Origin of the sequence: Kribbella sp. NPDC056345, assembly GCF_042262745.1 — a bacterium.
Classification (GTDB): Bacteria; Actinomycetota; Actinomycetes; order Propionibacteriales; family Kribbellaceae; genus Kribbella.
Genome location: NZ_JBHJQQ010000001.1, coordinates 1046330 through 1064591 on the forward strand (window position 1 = coordinate 1046330; position 18262 = coordinate 1064591).

Annotated in this window: 11 protein-coding genes; 4 read left to right on the forward strand and 7 right to left on the reverse strand. The window is 68.5% G+C overall.

The window, feature by feature from the left end; translation table 11 throughout:
- The 5 genes from ACFCV3_RS04785 to asnB are packed head-to-tail and all read right to left on the reverse strand — an operon-like array spanning nucleotide 1 to nucleotide 10594.
- The gene (locus tag ACFCV3_RS04785) at nucleotides 1-3000 is read right to left on the reverse strand and encodes a type I polyketide synthase (RefSeq protein WP_376026113.1); all 3000 of its coding nucleotides are present in this window, start codon (nucleotides 2998-3000) and stop codon (nucleotides 1-3) included.
- Nucleotides 3000-6260 carry an amino acid adenylation domain-containing protein gene (locus tag ACFCV3_RS04790; RefSeq protein ID WP_376026115.1) on the reverse strand — a complete coding sequence of 1087 codons (3261 nt, stop codon included), beginning with the start codon at nucleotides 6258-6260 and terminating at the stop codon, nucleotides 3000-3002. The genes ACFCV3_RS04785 and ACFCV3_RS04790 overlap by 1 nt, the downstream gene beginning before the upstream one ends.
- A 43-nt stretch (nucleotides 6261-6303) precedes the next feature.
- The gene (locus tag ACFCV3_RS04795) at nucleotides 6304-7923 is read right to left on the reverse strand and encodes a PhpK family radical SAM P-methyltransferase (protein ID WP_376026116.1); all 1620 of its coding nucleotides are present in this window, start codon (nucleotides 7921-7923) and stop codon (nucleotides 6304-6306) included.
- Complete coding sequence (locus ACFCV3_RS04800) at nucleotides 7920-8675, reverse strand: thioesterase II family protein (protein WP_376026118.1); 756 nt, start codon at nucleotides 8673-8675, stop codon at nucleotides 7920-7922. The genes ACFCV3_RS04795 and ACFCV3_RS04800 overlap by 4 nt, the downstream gene beginning before the upstream one ends.
- Before the next feature lie 32 nt (nucleotides 8676-8707).
- Nucleotides 8708-10594 carry an asparagine synthase (glutamine-hydrolyzing) gene (asnB, locus tag ACFCV3_RS04805; protein ID WP_376026120.1) on the reverse strand — a complete coding sequence of 629 codons (1887 nt, stop codon included), beginning with the start codon at nucleotides 10592-10594 and terminating at the stop codon, nucleotides 8708-8710.
- Between the two features lie 119 nt (nucleotides 10595-10713).
- Here asnB and ACFCV3_RS04810 point away from each other — a divergent pair, with 119 nt between their 5' ends.
- A complete protein-coding gene (locus ACFCV3_RS04810) occupies nucleotides 10714-12048 on the forward strand; it encodes a PQQ-binding-like beta-propeller repeat protein (protein WP_376026122.1) in 1335 nt (444 codons plus the stop codon).
- On the opposite strand, the gene ACFCV3_RS04815 is transcribed toward ACFCV3_RS04810, so the two are convergent.
- On the reverse strand, nucleotides 12041-14527 hold the full coding sequence (locus ACFCV3_RS04815; RefSeq protein WP_376026123.1) for a X2-like carbohydrate binding domain-containing protein: 2487 nt from the start codon (nucleotides 14525-14527) through the stop codon (nucleotides 12041-12043). The two genes, ACFCV3_RS04810 and ACFCV3_RS04815, sit on opposite strands and share 8 nt — an antisense overlap.
- 102 nt (nucleotides 14528-14629) lie before the next feature.
- Entirely contained in the window at nucleotides 14630-15238 is a 609-nt protein-coding gene (locus ACFCV3_RS04820; RefSeq protein WP_376026125.1) for a DJ-1/PfpI family protein, read from the reverse strand.
- Between the two features lie 63 nt (nucleotides 15239-15301).
- Here ACFCV3_RS04820 and ACFCV3_RS04825 point away from each other — a divergent pair, with 63 nt between their 5' ends.
- The 3 genes from ACFCV3_RS04825 (at nucleotide 15302) to ACFCV3_RS04835 (ending at nucleotide 18245) form a co-directional block, all read left to right on the forward strand.
- Nucleotides 15302-16633, forward strand: a complete 1332-nt coding sequence (locus ACFCV3_RS04825; protein ID WP_376026126.1) for a PLP-dependent aminotransferase family protein — start codon at nucleotides 15302-15304, stop codon at nucleotides 16631-16633.
- Nucleotides 16634-16651: 18 nt separating this feature from the next.
- Complete coding sequence (locus ACFCV3_RS04830) at nucleotides 16652-17485, forward strand: methionyl-tRNA formyltransferase (RefSeq protein ID WP_376026127.1); 834 nt, start codon at nucleotides 16652-16654, stop codon at nucleotides 17483-17485.
- A 97-nt stretch (nucleotides 17486-17582) separates the two neighbouring features.
- The gene (locus ACFCV3_RS04835; RefSeq protein ID WP_376026129.1) at nucleotides 17583-18245 is read left to right on the forward strand and encodes a fasciclin domain-containing protein; all 663 of its coding nucleotides are present in this window, start codon (nucleotides 17583-17585) and stop codon (nucleotides 18243-18245) included.
- Nucleotides 18246-18262 lie beyond the last annotated feature (17 nt).

Genomic DNA, 18262 nt, shown 5'->3' on the forward strand with positions numbered 1-18262 from the left:
CTAGATCGCCTTGTACGCAAGCACTTCGCGGACGACGGCAGCCTGCTCCGCGATCGAGTCGGCCACCAGCAGCCGATCGACAGCGATGTCCTGGCCGAAGTGTTCGCGCAACCGCACGGCCAGCCGTGCGGTCAGCAGCGAACTGCCGCCGAGGGCGTAGAAGTTGTCGTGGACCCCGATTCCCTCGAAACCGAGTAACGCCTGCCAGCTCGCGGCCACGGCTCGCTCGACGACATCGCGCGGAGCCACGAACTCGGTCAGCAGCTGCGGGCGGCTGTGGGCCACCGCACCGAAGTCCGCCTGCCGGGCCGGTTCGGTTGCCTCGACAGGCGCCGGTCCGCCCGACTGACGCAACCAGTAACTCTGTCGTTCGAAGGGGTACGGCGGGAGCGGCACCCGCAGGCGCGTTTCGCCTTGCTGGAAAGCGATCCAGTCGACGTCGAGCCCGGCCTCCCACAACCGGCCGAGGGCCGCCAGCAGACACGCTTGCTGAGGCCGCGGATCACGCGGATGCGGCAACGAGTTCACCACCAACGGCGCGTCCCGGTCAGACAACTGGTTCGCTGCCAGCAACGTGCTGAGGACCGTGCCCGGCCCCACCTCCACCAGCGCGAGGCCGGTCTCGCCCACCAACTGCGCTGCGGCATCGCCGAACCGGACCGTGCTGCGGAACTGACGCACCCAGTACGCCGGATCTTGCGCTGCCTCGTCGGACAGCCAGGTCCCGGTCACGTTCGACAGCAGCGGGACGGCCGGAGCCTGCAGGCCGATACCGGCCAGGTGCTCGGCGAAGCGCTCGAGGAAGGGATCGAGTGCGGCCGAGTGCGCGGGGCGGCGGACCTGCAGCCGCCGGCAGGCAACCTCGTCAGCGGTCAGCTTCGTCAGCAGCCGCTCGACCTCCGCCTCCGGGCCGGCCACGGTGCACTGACCAGGTGCGTTCACGGCCGCGAGCGAGAGTCCGCCGAGTAACGGCGTCAGCTCCGATTCGCCGAGGGCGACCGAGGCCATCCCACCCGGCGCCGCCTCGTCCATCAACCGGCCACGAACGATCACGGTCGCCAGGGCGTCTTCCAGGCTGAACACACCGGCCAGGCAGGCCGCAACGTACTCACCCAGGCTGTGGCCCAGGACCGCCGACGGTCGCAGCCCCCACGCCATCCAGAGTTGGGCAAGTCCGTACTCGACCGTGAACAGCGCCGCCATCGTCGCGGGCGAGGTGGCCAGGCGCTCCGCGGCGACCGGGTCATCGGTCTCCGCGCGCAGGAGCTCGCGAACGTCGTACCCGAGATGCCGGGTGGCAATTGCGGCGCAACGGTCGACAGCTTCGCGGAAGATCGGCTCGGCGTCGTACAACTCGCCGCCCATCCCCACGTGCTGACTGCCACCGCCGGGGAAGACGAAGGCCACCTCCCTGGCCCTGGCAGCACTGGACTCGTACGGCGCGCGCAAGGCGAGCTGTGCATCGGTGGCCTCGCGGCAGAGCACCGCGCGACGATGGTCGAACGCACGCCGGCCTGACTGCGTCGAGTAGGCCAGGTCAGCCAGCGACCCGCCATCGGCGACCCGCGCGTCGAACTGGGCAGCCGTTGCCTGCAAGGCATTCGCCGATCGGGCGGAGAGGGTGAGGAGCTGCCAGGGCCGTGACGGCCCGGAGCCGGGCCGCGTCGGCGGCTGCTCGAGGATCACATGTGCGTTCGTCCCGCCAACGCCCAGCGCGCTGACCCCGGCGCGGCGCGGACCGAGGGTGCCGGGCCACTCCTGGAGCTTGTTGTTCACATAGAACGGACTGGTCTCGAGGGCGAGCTTCGGATTCGGCTCGCGGAAATGCAGAGTGGCCGGGATCTTGCCTTCCCGGACCGCGAGGACGGCCTTCAGGAGTCCGGTCACCCCGGCCGCGGCGGCCAGGTGACCGACGTTGGTCTTCACCGATCCGAGGGCGCAGTACCCCGTGGCATCCGTCTCGGCCCGGTAGGCCCTGGTCAGCGCCGCCACCTCGATCGGATCGCCGAGCGGCGTCGCCGTACCGTGCGCTTCGACCAGGCCGACGGTCTCGGCCGGCACCCCGGCCACCGCCAGGGCATCGGCAACGACCTGGGCCTGGCCGTCGACACTGGGCGCGGTGTAGCCGGACTTGCCCCCACCGTCGTTGTTGACCGCGGTCCCCCGGATGACGGCATGGATGACGTCGCCGGCCTCGATCGCGTCCTCGAGCCTGCGCAGTACGACGATGCCCAGGCCACTCCCCCCGACGATCCCACTGGCGGTGCTGTCGAAGGCCCGGCAATGGCCGTCCGGCGAGACGCCGGCGCCTTCGCGGTAGATGTGACCGAACGACTCCGGGACGATCAACGACACCCCACCGGCCAGGGCCATGTCGCAGTCGCCGCTGAGCAACGCCTGTCCGGCCTGGTGAATTGCGACCAGGGAGGACGAGCACGCGGTCTGCAGGGTCATCGCCGGCCCGGTGAGATCGAGTTTGTAGGCGACCCTGGTGGCCAGGAAGTCGTCGTTCGCGCTGATCATCATCGGCATGTAGTCGAGATAGAACGACGGCACGATCGAGTCGTCGTGCAAGGTGTTGTACAGCAGGTAGGTGTTCATCGACTGCCCCGCGTAGACCCCGATCCGCCCGGCGAAGCGGGCCGGGTCCTGGGCCGCGTCCTCGAGCGCGTGCCAGGCGGTCTCCAGGAACAGCCGGTGCTGCGGATCGGTCATCTGCGCTTCGTGCGCGTTGAACCCGAAGAAGCCGGCATCGAACAGATCGCTGCCAGGCAGCCGGCCCTTGGCCGCCACGTAGTCGGGGTGTGCGTAGACGGCCTTCGGCAGTCCGGCCTCGGCGAGTTCGTCCGCCGTACCGACGGTCACGGATTCGGCACCGGCCACCAGGTTCGCCCAGAACGTGTCCAGATCAGGCGCTCCGGGGAAGCGCCCGGCCATCCCGACGACGGCCAGCGCGCTCGACAGGTCGTCCGTGGTGGGGGCGGCGAGATGGTCGGACATCACGATTCCTCTCGGTCGGAGATACCCCGCCGGCGACGGGCGAGTTGCCGGTCCCGGCCGGCCTTACGGCGGTCGGCGTGATCCTGGGCAGCGTCGCGGAGCCCGTCCCCGGCCGGTCGCCGGACCAGCCGGGCGGCCAGCCCGGCCGGCGTCGGATCCTGGAAGATGTCGGGGATCGCAATCTCGACCCCGAACTCGGCGGTCAGCGCCTCCTGCAACCGGACCGCCAGGAACGAGTGCCCGCCCAGCTCGAAGAAGTTGTCCCGCCGATCGACAGCGGTGACGCCCAGCAGGTCCGCCCAGATCGCCACGACGGCGGCCTCGGCCGGGTTCGCCGGACGGGTCACCGCCGTCCGGCGCGGGAGTGCGCGCGCGTCCTGCCAGCGGATCGCGGCCCGATCCACCTTGCCGTTCGCCGACACGGCGATCGCGTCCACCGTCATCAGCACCGCCGGGACCATGTGTGCCGGCAGCTGCCGTGCCAGCGCCGCCCGCAGGTCCTCGTCGGTCAGCTGGTTGCCTTCAGCAAGTACCAGGACGGCGGCCAGGGACCGGCTGACCGGATCGTCGCCGCGGACCGCGACCACCGCGGTCTCGATCAGCGGGTGTGCACAGAGCACCGCCTCGATCTCTGCGAGCTCGACCCGCTGACCGCGCACCTTCACCTGGTCGTCGGCACGGCCCAGGAAGTCGAGCTCCCCGTCCGCGGTCCAACGCACCAGGTCACCGGTGCGATAGAACCGCGCGCCGTCGCGCTGCACGAACTTCGCTGCGGTCTGTTCGTCGTCGAGATAGCCGCGGGCCAGCGAGCGGCCGCCGAGGTACAGCTCCCCCGGAACGCCGATCGGCACCGGGGCACCGGCCCGATCCAGCACCAGCGTGCGGACGTTCGCGATCGGCCGGCCGATCGCCGGCCGGCGCGGATCCGCCGGATCGACTGCACTGCTGGTGGCGACGACAGTGTTCTCGGTCGGTCCGTAGTGGTTGACGACCTTGCTCATCCCAGCGGCAACCGCACCGGGCCGCAGGGCGTCGCCACCGAGGAGCAGGTGCCGGAGCGCCGGCCAGCCGGCCGGCGCGGCGCCGAGGACGGCTTCACCGAGCGCGGTTGGCAGGAAGCACACCGAGATCTCCTGATCCGCGAGCCACTTCGCCAAGGCGGGTGGATCCGACCGAACGACCGTCGGTGGGATGTGCAACTCGGCTCCGGCACCGAGCGCGGTCCAGATCTCCCAGGCCGAGGCGTCGAACCCGGGGGCCGCGACCAAGGTGCAGCGGTCGCCGGGTTCGACGCCGTACTGCGTGAGGTGCCACTGCACGAGGTTCGCCAGGCCGTCGTGCTCGACGACGACTCCCTTCGGGCGGCCGGTGGACCCGGAGGTGTGCACGACGTACACGGCGTCGGTGGCGGACGGAACGTGTGCCACGACCTCGCCGTCCGCCGCTCCGGAGACGGCCAGCACGGGGATGTCAGTCGCGGCAAAGAGTCGTCGGCCGGACTCGTCGGCGAGCACAGCTCGTACCCCGGCCGCCGCAGCCATCCCGAGCAGCCGTTCAGCCGGGTGAGCCGGATCCAGCGGCACATAAGCAGCACCACTCCGCAGTACGCCGTACTCCGCGATCACCAGGTCGATCGACCGGTCGGCGTGCACTGCCACCAGATCCCCCGGCCCGCATCCGGCGGCCGCCAGCCGGCTCGCGACCGCCGTGGCCGCGGCCGAGAGGTCGCCGTACGAAACGGTTCGTCCGCCATCGCGGACGGCAACACTCGACGGCTCCTGCCGGGCGATCAGGTCCGGGACCAGGTCAGGGCCGAACTCCACCTCGGTACCCGTCCAGTCCGCTGTGACCAACTGCCGTTCCTCCTCGGTGAGCAACGGCACCTGGGACAGCGGCAGGTCCGGGTCTGCCAGTCCGCCGGCCAAGCAGCGCCGATAGTGGGCGGCGAACCGTTGGATCGTGCTCTCGTCGAACAGGTCGGTGGCGAACTCGAACTCGCAGTTCAGCTCGTCACCGACCTCGGTGACCAGGACCGACAGGTCGAACTTGGCCGCGTCACCGGTCATCGGCAACAGCTCCACCGTGAGCGGCCCGACCGTGCGGCTGGTCAGGCCGGGAAGGTTCTGCAGCGCGAAGACGATCTGGAAGAGCGGATGCCGGCCGGGATCCCGTGGCGGTGCGAGCCGCTCGACGACGAGCTCCAGCGGCGCTTCCTGATGGGCGTACGCCGTCAACGTCAACTCGTGTGTCCGCGCCACCACCGAGCGGAACGTCGGGTCGCCGGCCAGGTCGACGCGGAGCACCAGGGTGTTGGTGATCATGCCGACGATCGACTCGGTCTCGGTCGTCGTCCGGCCGGCCACCGGAGATCCGAACACGACCTCGTCCTCGCCGCAGTACCTGGCCAGCAGCGTGCTGAACGCGGCCGCCAGGACGACGTACCGGGTGGTCCCCCAGGCTGCCGCCTGCTTGTCCACGGCGATGGTGAGCTGGTGGTCGAGGCGCACCGCCAGCCGGCTGCCGCGCCAGCTCCACTGCTCCGGCCGAACCCGGTCCGGTGCCAGTTCGGTGGCGCGTACACCTTGCAGACTCTGTGCCCAGTGATCGAGGTGCTCGGCCAGCTCGCCGTTGTCCGCCCGCTCGGATTGCCAGGCGCTGTAGTCGCGGTACGTCGCTTCCGGCGCTGGGGACGCGGGCCGGCCCTGCGTCTGCTCGGCGTACAGATCGACGAGGTCGTTGATCAGCAGGCCGAGCGACCAGCCGTCCACGATGATGTGATGGGTCGTCAGCAGCAGGCGGCTCTCGGTCGGCGACCAGCGGACCAGTTCGGCCCGCAGCAGCGGTCCGGTTGCGAGGTCGAACGACGGCTGCGCCTCGACCGAACCCAGCTGCTGCCACTGCCGGTCACGCTCGGCCGGGGTCAAGGCCCGCAGATCCCGGATCCCCAGGGGCACGGCGAAGTCGGCGGCGACGACCTGCTGCAGCTCGCCACGCTCTTCGACGAAGGTCGTACGCAGTGCTTCGTGCCGGCTGCCCAGCCGCTCCAGCGCCGTTCGCAGCGCCTGCTCGTCCAGGGATCCGCGCAGGGCGAGCACAGCCGGTACCAGGTACGACGGATCGTCCGGACGAAGCTTGGCCAGGAACCACATCCGTCGTTGCGCGAAGGAGACCGGTGACCGATCGCCGGTCGCCCGGCCGGCCAGTCCGGTCCGGGCCGGGGCGAGCAGGTCGGCCAGACCAGCCTTCAGCCGGGCCTCCATCCGGGCACGCTTCGTTTCCGCCGCCGAGGTCATCGCGAGGCACTCAGTCCACGAGTACGGCGACGGGCGGCGTGGTGACCTCGAACTGGCAGCTCGCGGTCAGATCGGCAAGCCGGTCCTCCCCCGAACCACCGCGCATCTGGTCGGCGACGACGCCGTTGAAGTGACCGAGGAAGGTCTTGATCTGGTCCAGTGTCATCCCCTTGCGCTGCAGATAGAACGTGCTCCACTGCTCGAAGCCGAACTGCGGCAGCCAGATCGAGTTGTTCACCCCGGTGAACATGTCGTCGATGATGTCCACCGCCCGCGACCAGTCCATCGTCTGGTGCGACCAGTTGAACGCCTCACCCTTGATCCCGAGTTCGGCCTTCTTCTGGAAGATCGGGGTGACGGGGTCGCAGTACCAGAGCTGGGCCCGGTAGAAGTCCGGCTGCCCCTGCTCCAGCAGGCTGATCGTCTCGGCGACCGTCTCTTCGGTCTCGCCGGGGAAACCGACGATCAGTGACGCGTACGTCGAGATCCCGGCCTCGCCGAAGCCCTCCAGCGCATCGATGTAGTCCGCCCGCCGGGCCGTCTTGTTCATCGACTTGAGCATCACGTCACTGCCGGACTCGATCCCGAGGAAGACCCCCTCGCAGCCGGCCTGCTGCATCAGCTCGATGGTCGCGCGATCACCGTGGTCGCTGCGGTAGAAGCAGTTCCAGCGGAACCCGTAGTCCTTGTCGATGATCATCCGCATCAGGTCCCGGAACCGGTTCTTCGGCACGTTGAACGTGTCGTCGATGAAGGTGACGGTGGAGACCGAGCCGATCCGGGCGATGTTGTCCAGCTCGCGCTCGACGTCGGCCAGATCGAGGTAGGTGTACTTGCCGGCGCGTTGCGGGAAGCCGCAGAAGGCGCAGGAGAACGGGCAGGACTTGGCGGTCCTGGTGGTGACGAACTCGTTGAAGTCCTCGGACCGGAACAGGCTGTAGTCGACCAGGTTGTCGCTGAGCGAGTTCGACTCCAGCTCCGGCCGGGTGCGCAGGAATCGTCCGTCGACCAGGTAGGCCAGGTTCGGCACGGCCTGCAGCTCGCCACCGGTCCGCAGCGTGTGGATCAGCCGGGCCAGGGTCAGCTCGCCCTCCCGGCCGGTCACGTAGATGTCCGCGCCGAGGTAGTCGAACAACGCCTCCATGTCCGGCGCCGGCAGCGACGAGACCTGGTTGGAGATATAGGGGCCCCCGACAACAATAGGGATGTCGGCGGCGTGTTTGCGGATGAACGAGACGATCTCGATGATCGGCTGCGGCGAGACGTAGAGAGTCGTGGTGATGACGACACAGCGCGCGCCTTCGGCGAGCTGCTTGGCCAGCGTCTCCTTCTGCAGGTGGAACAGGTTCACATAGTCGAACGAGAAGCCTTTGCGGGCCAGGTAGCTGCCCAGATAGGTGACCACCGGCCAGAGGAAGTCCGAGTTGTGGAAGTAGGGCCGCGAGCCGTCTCCGGACGGTTCCCGCAACCTGCTCAGGACGTCGAGCGCCCGTTGCGGTCTGCCGTCGAGATCGGCGTACGCGAGCCGCAGGTCGCGGTACGCACCGGAGTCCTCGCCCATCATCCGGACGTCGTCGACGTAGGTCGGGAAGTCGACATCGTTGAAGCCGACGATCAGGCAGTCGATCATGAGAGTCCTTCGGGTCGGCCGGGCCAGTGACTGATCAGGCAGCGGATCGTCAGGTCCACCTGGTGCTGGGCGAAGAAGTGACCGCCCGGGACGGTGTGCAGGGCGAAGCCGGCCGAGGTGACGACGGACCACCCGGCCAGCTCATCGGCCGGGGCCAGCGGATCCTCGGTACCGGCGATCGCCACCACGGGTACCGGCAGCGGCGAAGTCTCGACGTACCGGTAGGCGGCCATCCACTCGAAATCCCCGCGAGCTCCGCGGAGCAGGTACGCCAGCAGTTCCGGCTCGGACCGCAGGTCCCAGGCCGTGCCGCCCATCGCCATCACCGCGTCGACGAACTCCTCGTCGCCGAGCCCGCCGAGCCGGATCGCGTGCTCCGCGGCCAGCCATGGTGGCCGGCAGGCCCCGAGGAAGAGCCGCTCGGGCAGCGGCAACTCCCGACGGTGCAGCTCCCGCGTCACCTCGAAGGCGAGCAGCGCACCGAAGCTGTGTCCGTACAACGCGAACGGGCGCCCGCCGGACGACACCACCTCCGCGATCCGCCCGACGTCGATCTCGGACTTCTCACCCATCCGGCTCTCTCGGCCCGGCAGCTGCACCGGCCGGACCGCTACCGGCGCCGGGAAGGCCTCCAGCCAGCTCCGGTAGGCGGTCGCTCCGCCCCCGGAATGCGGCAGGCAGAACAGGTCGGCGGTTGCGTTGTCCCGAGGCGGGAACACGAACCATGCCTCGTCAGTACGTGTGGTTTCCATCTGGCCAAGCCCCCCGAGTTGGTTACCGGCGATCAGAGCGCGAGTCGCACCTGGTACCGGGTCAGCCACTCGTTCAGGCTGAGCAGGATCTCCATCGAGAACCGATTGACGTGGGCCGCCGCCGGACCGCTGGGATCATCGACGTACGACCTGGTCAGTTCGAGGTTCATCAGTTGGCGGGCCGGCGCGTCCGGGTCGTTGACCAGATCTGCCACCCGGCCGGCCAGCACACGGTCGTACGCCGGGTCGTCGGTCGGCGGGTAGCCGGCCTTCTTGCGGTACAGCACCGACGGCGGCAGCAGATCGCGAACGGCGGCCCTCAGCAGGCTCTTCTCCCGGCCGTCGAAGGTCTTCAGCACCCACGGCACGTTGTGCACGTACTCGACGAGGCGATGGTCGAGGAACGGCACCCGCCCTTCGAGCGCGGACGCCATCCCGACCCGGTCCTTGCGGTCCAGTACGACGCTCCGCAGGTAGCCGTGGAAGTTGAGGAACGTCATCTGCCGCATCTGCCGGTCGATGCCGGACTCGCCGTCCAGTGTCTCGAGCTGCGCGAGCGCGGCGTCGTACTCGGCACGTTCGTACTCGTCGGCCTCCAGCGAGGCGACCAGGCCGGGGTCGAGCAGACCAGTGGTCCGCATGTGCAGCTTCGCCGAGAGCCGCCGCGCGAACTCCAGCCAGGGCAGGACCGGCAGGTCCCGGAAGCTCGGGTCGTGGTACCAGGGATAGCCACCGAACAGCTCGTCGGCCGCATCACCCATCAAAGTCACCGTGGTGTCCTGCCGGGCCGTCTTGCAGAGCAGGTAGAGCGAGGTGTCGAGGTCGCCCATCACCGTCGGCAGGTCCCGGGCCCGGAGGACGGCGGCCCGGACCGCAGGGTCGGTCAGCTGCTCGGTGGAGAGCTCCACGCGGGTGTGCAGAGTGCCGAGATGCTCGGTCATGATCTGCACGTAGGGATAGTCCGGAGTCGCCCGGACCTCATCGGCGTCGAACGTGTCGGCGTGGCCGGTGTAGTCCACCGAGTACGTGCGGACCTTCTCCTCACCCCGCTCACGCAGCACCCGGCTCGTCAACGCGGCCAGCGCGCTGGAGTCGAGGCCACCGCTCAGGAACAAGCCGATCGGTACGTCGGAGACCGTCTGCCGGCGGACACTGTCCTCGAGCAGCTCCCGAATGGTCGACACGGTGGTGTCGAGGTCGTCGGTGTGCTCACGGGCCGGGAGCGTCCAATACCGGTGGATCGACCGTCCGGCCCGGCTCAGCGTGAGGACGGTACCGGGCTCGACCTCGAACACGCCGCGCAGGAAGCCGCTGTCGGAGGGCTTCACCAGCGCGATCAGCGCGCGCAGGCCGGCCAGGTCGACCTCGGCGTCGATCTCCGGGTGTTCCAGCAGCGCCTTCAGCTCCGAACCGAAGACCAATCCACCACTGGTCTCGGCCCAGTACATCGGGTAGATGCCGAACCGGTCCCGGATGATCACCAGCTCGTCGGTCCGGCCGTCCCAGACCGCGAAGGCGAACATCCCGAGCAGCCGCTCCGCACACGCGGCCCCCCACTCCAGGTAGGCGCGCAGCACCACCTCGGTGTCGCTGACCGTCTCGAAGCGATGCCCGCGGGCGCCGAGCTCGGCCCGCAGCTCCTCGAAGTTGAAGATCTCACCGGTGTAGGCCAGCACGACCTCGCGCCCGTTCTCCGCGCTGTCGATCATCGGCTGCTTGCCACCGGCGATGTCGATCACCGACAACCGCCGGACGCCGAGGGCCGTGTGCGGCCCGGTCCAGACACCTCGGTCGTCGGGACCACGATCCCGCAGGGCATCCGTCATGGCCTCGATCAGACCACTGTCGACCGGTCGTCCCGGGCGATAGTCGACGTACCCGGAGATTCCGCACATGCGCTGGCCTTCCGTCGGTGGCACGAACGGAAACAAGTGGTACCAGTCACATTTTGCGATCTCCAACCCTTCGACCCAGACCGAATGGACTACCCAATCCCGGCCGCGGGTGGACGACCCTGTTCCGGTCTAGCATCCCGCGGGTGAACAGGTTGACTGCCACGGTCGGGTGTCTGGTGACCGCGCTGGCTGTGGTCGGTTGTGCGGCTGAGCAGCCGGTTGCCGATCCGTCGACTCCGGTTCCGTCGACGACGCCGACGAGCCCTGCAACCAGTGTCCCGACCACGCCGTCCGAGCCGCAGCGGCCGGCTGCGTGGACGGCGGCGCTTCCTGGGGCCAGGCAGTTCGAGAACGCGACTGTTCTTGGGCAGACCGTTGTCGTCCACGGCCTGCGCCTGGTCGCCGGGCTGAACCGGGCCGACGGGAAGGTGCTGTGGAAGGTCCCGGTGAGCGGTGACACCCGGGTTTCGGTGACCAAGGCGGTCGTGCTGATCGAGCAGGACAAGCTGATCCAGGGCGTCGACATCCGGTCCGGCAAGGTCCGCTACCGCAAGAAGCATCCCCATTACGGCATGATCGCCGGCGTCACCGCGGACTGGGTCGTCGTACCGGATTGTGCCGGGAAGACCTGTCGGGTACGCGGTCTGCAGTTGCCGAGTTTCAAGGAACGCTGGTACGCCGACTTCCCGTTTCGCGAGGGTCCCGCTGTCGATGCACCGGGCTCGGAGCTGACCAGCCACTACTACCGTCTGGCCGAACCGCACCTCGTCCCATCCGCGCCGTATGTCGTCTTCGGCCGGGAGGTGGGTAAAGAACGGCTGATGACTGCGCTCGCCACAGCCACCGGCAAGCCGGGCAAGACCTTCGAGGCCAGGGACCGGAGTCTGACGCCGACCACCGGGCGGCTGGCTCTCGTGTGGGACGAGCGGTATTCGGGCGGCGCGCGCCGGATCAACGGGCAGGATGTGTTGACCGGGCGGGTGCTCTGGGAGCAGGACGGCCAGCGCTGGGACAACGGCTCACAGGCGGGCTATCCGGCGTTGACGAGCCGGCTGCTGGCGGTACCGACGGAGGAGAAGACCCCGGCACTGATCGACCTGAGGACCGGCAAGATCCGCTGGACGAGCACGGTCCAAGGCGTTCCCGTCGGACTGGACGACCGGACGCTCGTGATCCGGACCGGTGAGCTCTCGAACGAGGTCGACCTGGTCGGCCTGGACACCGCGAACGGCAACCAGCGCTGGAGAATCGAGCTCCCTCGGACCATGCTCGCCGGCCAGGACCGCGCGGTCGCGTTGTTCGGCGACCGGATCGCCTACGAGGTTGCCGGCCCCGCCGTCCGCGTCAACGACGCCGGCACCGGCAACGTCCTGTGGACTGCGTCAGGATCCTCCGACCTGCTGGGTATCGGCTCCGACTGGCTGATCACTCAGTCTGCCGGAGCCGATGACCGTATTCAGTTCTTCAACGTCACCTGATCGTGTAGGCGAAGGTGTCGTGGCGGAGGGCTTCGCCGGAGACCTTCACGATCTTGAGGGTGTGCTGGGCGTTCTTCAGGCCGGTGGCGCTGAAGGCCTGGCGGGCGGTGACGCGGGCGTCGCCGTGCAGGTTGACCCGGCGGACGAGCTTGCCGTCGAGGTAGACGTCGGCTTCACCTTGGTCGGCAGCCAGGGCCGTGGACCAGTTGACCGCCGTACCGGTGAAGGTGAAGGAGACGGCAGCGCCGTTGGTTGCGGCGGCGTGGACGTCGTCGCGGTAGTCGCCGCGGAAGCGGAAGTCGAGGGCGGTTGCCCCGACCGGCAGCTTGGCGAGGTACTCCTTCTTGATGGTGACCGTGCTACCGGTGACCGTGTAGTCGGTCTCCTTCACGAGGTTGCCCACGCCGAGCAGCTCACCCGGGTCGCGGGCGATCTCGATGCTGACGTCGGCCGGCTGTGCCTTGTTGAAGGTTGCCTTGTCCGGGTTGAGCAGGCTCTCCTGACGGACGTTCAGCTTGTCCACCAGCATGAACTGGCCGGACTTCTTGACGCCACGGATCGTGTGGGCGCCGTTCGGCAGGTCGGAGATGCTGTAGACGACCTGCTGCGACCCACGACCTTCGGCCTGGTAGGTGTTGACGGTCTGCTTGAGCTGGCCGTCGATGTAGATGTCCACCTCGCCCTGCGAGTTGTGCGTCTCGGTCACGTAGTCGACGCCGTTCCCGACGAAGCTGTACGAGAACGAGTCGCCGTTCTGCTCGGAGTACTGGACGTCGTCCTGGTAGTCACCAAGTCCGCGGCCGGTACTGCGGCTCCACGAACCCGTGTAGACGATCTGCGGGTTGTCGTTGTTGATCTCGAGAGTCCGGGTACCGGCGTTGGCCGCGCCCGGGGCGCTGGCGCCGGCCGAGTCGGAGACCGTGACGTTCAGCGGCTCGGAGGTCGCCGGGACCTCGTAGTTGCCGTTCCGCTTCCAGTCGCCGTCGTACGAGACCCGCAGGTCGTCGTCGTTGACCTTGATCGTGGAGCCCTGCTGCGGCGTCACCTTGAACAGCCGAGCACCATGGATCGGTACGTCGTTCGCCGTGAAGCTGCCGTTGAACGTGCCGAGGTCCTTCTTGGCCCACAGGTCGCGGACCTTCGCGGAACCGGTCAGCCCGAGGTCGGCGAAGGTCGCCGTCATGTTCGCGTCGGTCTGGCCGAGGTTGAACAGGGCAACGGTGTAGCTGCTGTCGGCGTTGAGCGAGTACCAGACCTGGCGGTTCGACGTGGTGGACACCGGGTGCGCGGGCCGGCCGGCCTGGTTGACCGCGATGACCTCGCGGTTCGTCAGCAGGTCGAGTCCGTACTGGTCGAGCCGCGTCATGTCGTTGCCCGTGTACATCGGGGCGGCCGACACGGCCCACAACGTTGCCGCCGTACGGCGCTCGTCCTTGGTCATGCCGTCCATCTGGCCGTTACCGACGTTGAGCGAGTCGAGGTCGTTCCAGCCGCCGGGGCCGGCGTGCCGCCACCAGTCGGCGAGCTTCGGGAAGAGCCGGGCGATGTTCGGCCAGGCGGTCAGCGCGACGCCCTCGCAGTAGCACTCGACGTCCCAGTCGATCCGCCAGCCGTTCGAGTACTGCTTCCAGTAGTCGGCGTAGTTGATGTCGAGCGCCCAGGACAGTTCGAGCCAGATCTTGTGCTTGGCGAGCGCGGTCGACCAGGCCTTGACGTCGTCGCGCGCGTCCAGCGTCAGGTTGCTGACACCCGATCCCGGGGTGACGCTGTCGAACTTGAGGAAGTCGATTCCCCAGGAGGCGAACAGGTCCGCGATCGAGTCGATGTACTTCTGCCCACAGGGCTTGGAGAAGTCGATCTTGTAGCCGATCCCCCAGTAGTCGGCCTTCACCAGCGGCCGCACCGGCAGATCACCGGTCTTGCACTCGGGAGCGCCGTACACGGGCAGGTTCGCGTCGATCACCTGCTGGCCGATGCCGGGGATCGCGTAGATCCCGATCTTCTGGCCGTTGCCGTGGATGTGGTCGATCAGCTTCTGGAAGCCGCTCGGGTAGTTCGCCTCGCTCGGGGTCGGCCGGCCGTAGCCGTCGATCCCGCCGTTCCAGGCGGCGTCGATGTTGATCCGGTTGTAGCCGTAGGGCTGCAGCTTGGCCTTCATCGCGTCGGACTGGGCCGTGATCTGCTTCTCGTTGATCCAGGTGCTGCCGTTCCCGGCGTACACCTGCATGCTGTAGCTGCTCCAGCCCATGTACGGCTTGTCCGCCTGCGCGCCCGCCGGTCCACCAGGAGCCACGGTCACGTTGGACGGAAGGGGAGCAGCCGGTACGGCGCCCTGCTGCGAAGCGGCGTCGGGAACGGCACCCGGCCCCGGCCGCGGCGCCGCGGACGACACCGCTGTCGAACCGGTGGGGATGAGGGCGGCGAGGAGGATCGTGGCGAGCACGCCTCGCACAGCCTTGGTTCGGATGGATCTCGTCATCAGCGGCGACCTTCTGCCTGGCGGATCGGATAGGATATGGGAATCTTGATCGGGTTAAGTAAGTCCGTCAAGATCCGATAGGAAATCCGATGCCGCTAGGCCTCAAGTCAACGCTGGAGTGAGATACGGCGTGACGTTCTGGAGTGCTCTGGCTACGTATTCGTCCTTCTCGCCGACCGGAGCGACGTAGTGCATCGCGTCCTTGGCGGCCTCGAGACTGTGCAGCCGGGCGATCACCCAGGTGGCGAGATAGGTGGAGGCCAGACAACCGCCGGCCGTGGCGAGGTTGCCGCGCGCGAAGAACGGCTGGTTGAGCACCTCGACCCCGGCCGCCACGACCCACGGCTTGGTGATCGTGTCGGTACAGGCCGGGACGTCGTCGAGCAGCCCGAGCCTGGCCAGGACGAGAGCGCCGGAGCACTGCGCGGCGACGAGCTGGCGCTCGGGATCGAGCCCGCGCAGTACGGACATGATGGCCAGGTCCTCGACCACCTCACGGGTCTTGCGGCCACTGCCGACGATGACCGCGTCGGCACCCCAGGCCTCCCCGAGATCCATGGTCGCGTCGATGGTGACGCCGTTCATCGAGCGCACCTGCTGAGTAGGGCTCGCGATCGACACCTCGAAACCGGGGACCCGGTTCAGGACGCCGAGCGCGATCAGCGAATCGAGTTCGTTGAAACCGTCGAAGGTCAGGATCGCGATCTGCATACGCACGACGGTACGCCGATCGATCCATGACGATCCAAGAATTGTCATGCATACAATGCGGTGATGCGCACGCCGAAGTACAAGCGACTCGTCGATGCACTGGCAGCCCAGATCCGCAGCGGACGGCGGCCCGCCGGATCCCGGCTGCCCACCCATCGGGAGCTGGCCACGGCCGAGGGAATCGCGCTGGTGACCGCCTCCCGCGTGTACGCCGAGCTCGCCGCGATGGGCCTGGTGAGCAACGAGCAGGGCCGCGGCACGTTCGTCCGGGACCTGTCGGCGGCCTACGAGTTCGATCAGTTGTCGGTGGCTGTCGATGCGATCGATCTGCTCTTCAACTCGCCCTCGGTACCGGGCCAGGCCGACCTGCTGCGGAAGGCACTGCGGGACCTTGCGGCGGCCGGTGATCTCGAGTCACTGCTGCGCTATCAGCCGCATCGAGGGCGGGTGCAGGATCGAGAGGCCGTGGCACAGCATCTACTGCGGCGTGGTCTGAGCGTCGGCCGGGAGCGCGTGCTGATGGTGAACGGCGCTCAGCACGGCCTGGCCGTGGCTGCGATGGCGTTGTTCCAGCCGGGTGATGTGATCGCGGTGGACGCCATCACGTATCCGGGGATGGTCGTCCTGGCTCACACGCTGCGCCTGGAGCTGGCGCCGCTCCCCGCCAGCGACACCGGCGTGGACCTCGATGCGCTGGACCAGCTGTGCCGTCGGCGGCGGGTCCGCGGGCTGTACGTGATCCCGACTGTGCACAACCCGCTCGGCTGGGTGTTACCCGCCGAGGCCCGGGAACGGCTGGTCGCCATCGCTCGGCGGTACGAATTGGCGGTCGTCGAGGACGCGTCGTACGCATATCTGGCCGAGGATCCGCCACCTCCGCTGGCGATGCTCGCGCCGGAGCGCACGGTCTATGTGTCGGGGTTGTCGAAGAGCGTCGCGACCGGGCTGCGGATCGGGCACGTCGTCGCACCGGAACCGCTCGTCCCGGCGATCGAGCGCGTGATCATGGCGACCACCTGGCAGACGCCGGGCGTGACCGCGGCCATCGCCTGCCGGTGGCTCGAGGACGGCACGGTCGACCGGCTCGAGGTCCAGAAGCGTGCGGACGCTCGGGAACGGCAGGCCATCACGCTCGCGGCGCTGGGCGGGCTACCGTCGATCGGGCATCCGTCCTCGTACGTGCGGTGGTTGCCGTTGCCGCCGGACACCCGGCCGGACCGGATCGTGGCCGCACTGGCTCGGCGCCGGGTCGCGGTCTCGACGGCAGCGCCGTACGCCACCACACCCGTCGTACCGCAGGCGCTCCGGTTGGCGATCGGGTCGGTACCACTCGCCGAGCTGGAGAACGCCGTACAGGCTGTCCGGGAAGAGGTCGAGCAGGACGGCAACCGATAACCAGGATTGGGGAAACGGATGAGGATCGTCGCGCTGAGCTCGTATCTGCCGAGCTACCGGCTCATCTCGGACTGGGCCGCGAGGGCCGGGCATGAGGTCGTGCTGGTGGTGACGTTGCCGCCGACGGACCGGTACGGGAGTGGACCGAGCCCGTTCGCCGAAGTGGTGTCCGCGGAGACGGGCGTGCTGATGACCAGCAAGCTGAAGTCGACGGCGGCCGCGATGATCGGAGCGATGCAGCCTGACCTGGTGGTGTCGGCGGCCTTCCCGCGGTTGATTCCGGACGAGATTCTGCGGATCCCGGCGTACGGCGCGTTGAACCTGCACCCGAGCCGCCTGCCGAACGGGCGTGGGCCCAACCCGGTCCGGGTGATCTACGAAGGCGCGACCACGGTCGATGTCACCATCCATCGCACCGACAATGCCTTCGACACCGGCGCGATCATGGCTCAGCGCTCGGCCCCACTTCCCACCGACCTCACCGGCCCGGCGCTGTTTGCCGCGTGGATCGAGCTGCTCGGTGATGCGCTCGACGAGGCCGGCGCGAAGGCGTTCGCGCGTGATCCCGGTGTCGTGCAGCAGGACGACACCGCGTCGTACGCCGCGATGTTCGAGCCGGCCGAGTTCGAACTCGACTTCCGTGAGCCCAGCGCGACCATCATCCGCAAGGCGGCGGCCCTGAACATCATGGCGCCGCGCGCGGTGGCGGTCATCCAGGGTGAGCGGGTCGTGGTCAGCACGGTCAGGGTTGCCGAGGGCAACGGCACGGGCGCGCCAGGCGCCGTACTGGCCAAGGATCCGGAAGGCTGGGACATCCGGTCCGGCGACGGCGTGGTCCGGGTGACCGGCTGAGGAAGTTTCCGGGATTCGGACCCATCCGGGTTCGGAGCGGCCCCGAAGTGCTGGGTGTGAGCGAGCCCGCTCACCACCCTCACCTCAGGAGTTCGTCATGTCTCGTAAGATCGTCCGCGCCGGCCTCGCCGCGACTGCTCTGGCCCTTGTTCTGGCGACCGCCGCGTGTGGCAGTGACGACAAGAAGGCCGACACCCCCGCGGCCTCCCAGCCGACCTCGGCACCGACCAGCGCGCCTTCCAGCGAGCCGTCGATGGACAATGCTGCCGGCCTGGTCGGTCCGGGGTGCGCGGCCTACGCCAAGGCGAACCCGAGCGGCGCCGGTTCGGTCGACGGGATGGCCGCCGTACCGGTTGCCACCGCCGCCTCCGGCAACCCGCTGCTGACCACCCTCGTGGCCGCCGTCTCCGGCAAGCTGAACCCGAAGGTCAACCTGGTCTCGACCCTGAACGGCGGCGAGTTCACCGTCTTCGCGCCGGTCGACGACGCCTTCAAGAAGATCGACGCCAAGACCATCAACACCCTCAAGGCCGACGCGCCCCTGCTCACCAAGATCCTGACCTACCACGTCGTGGCCGGCCAGCTCGACCCGACGGCAGTCGTCGGCAAGCACGTGACCGCCGAGAAGCAGGAGGTCACCGTCACCGGTTCGGGCCAGAACCTGAAGGTCAACAACGCCAACGTGATCTGTGGCGGCGTGAAGACCGCCAACGCGACCGTGTACCTGATCGACTCGGTCCTGATGCCCCCTGCCGCCTGAGTACGACACTATGAGGG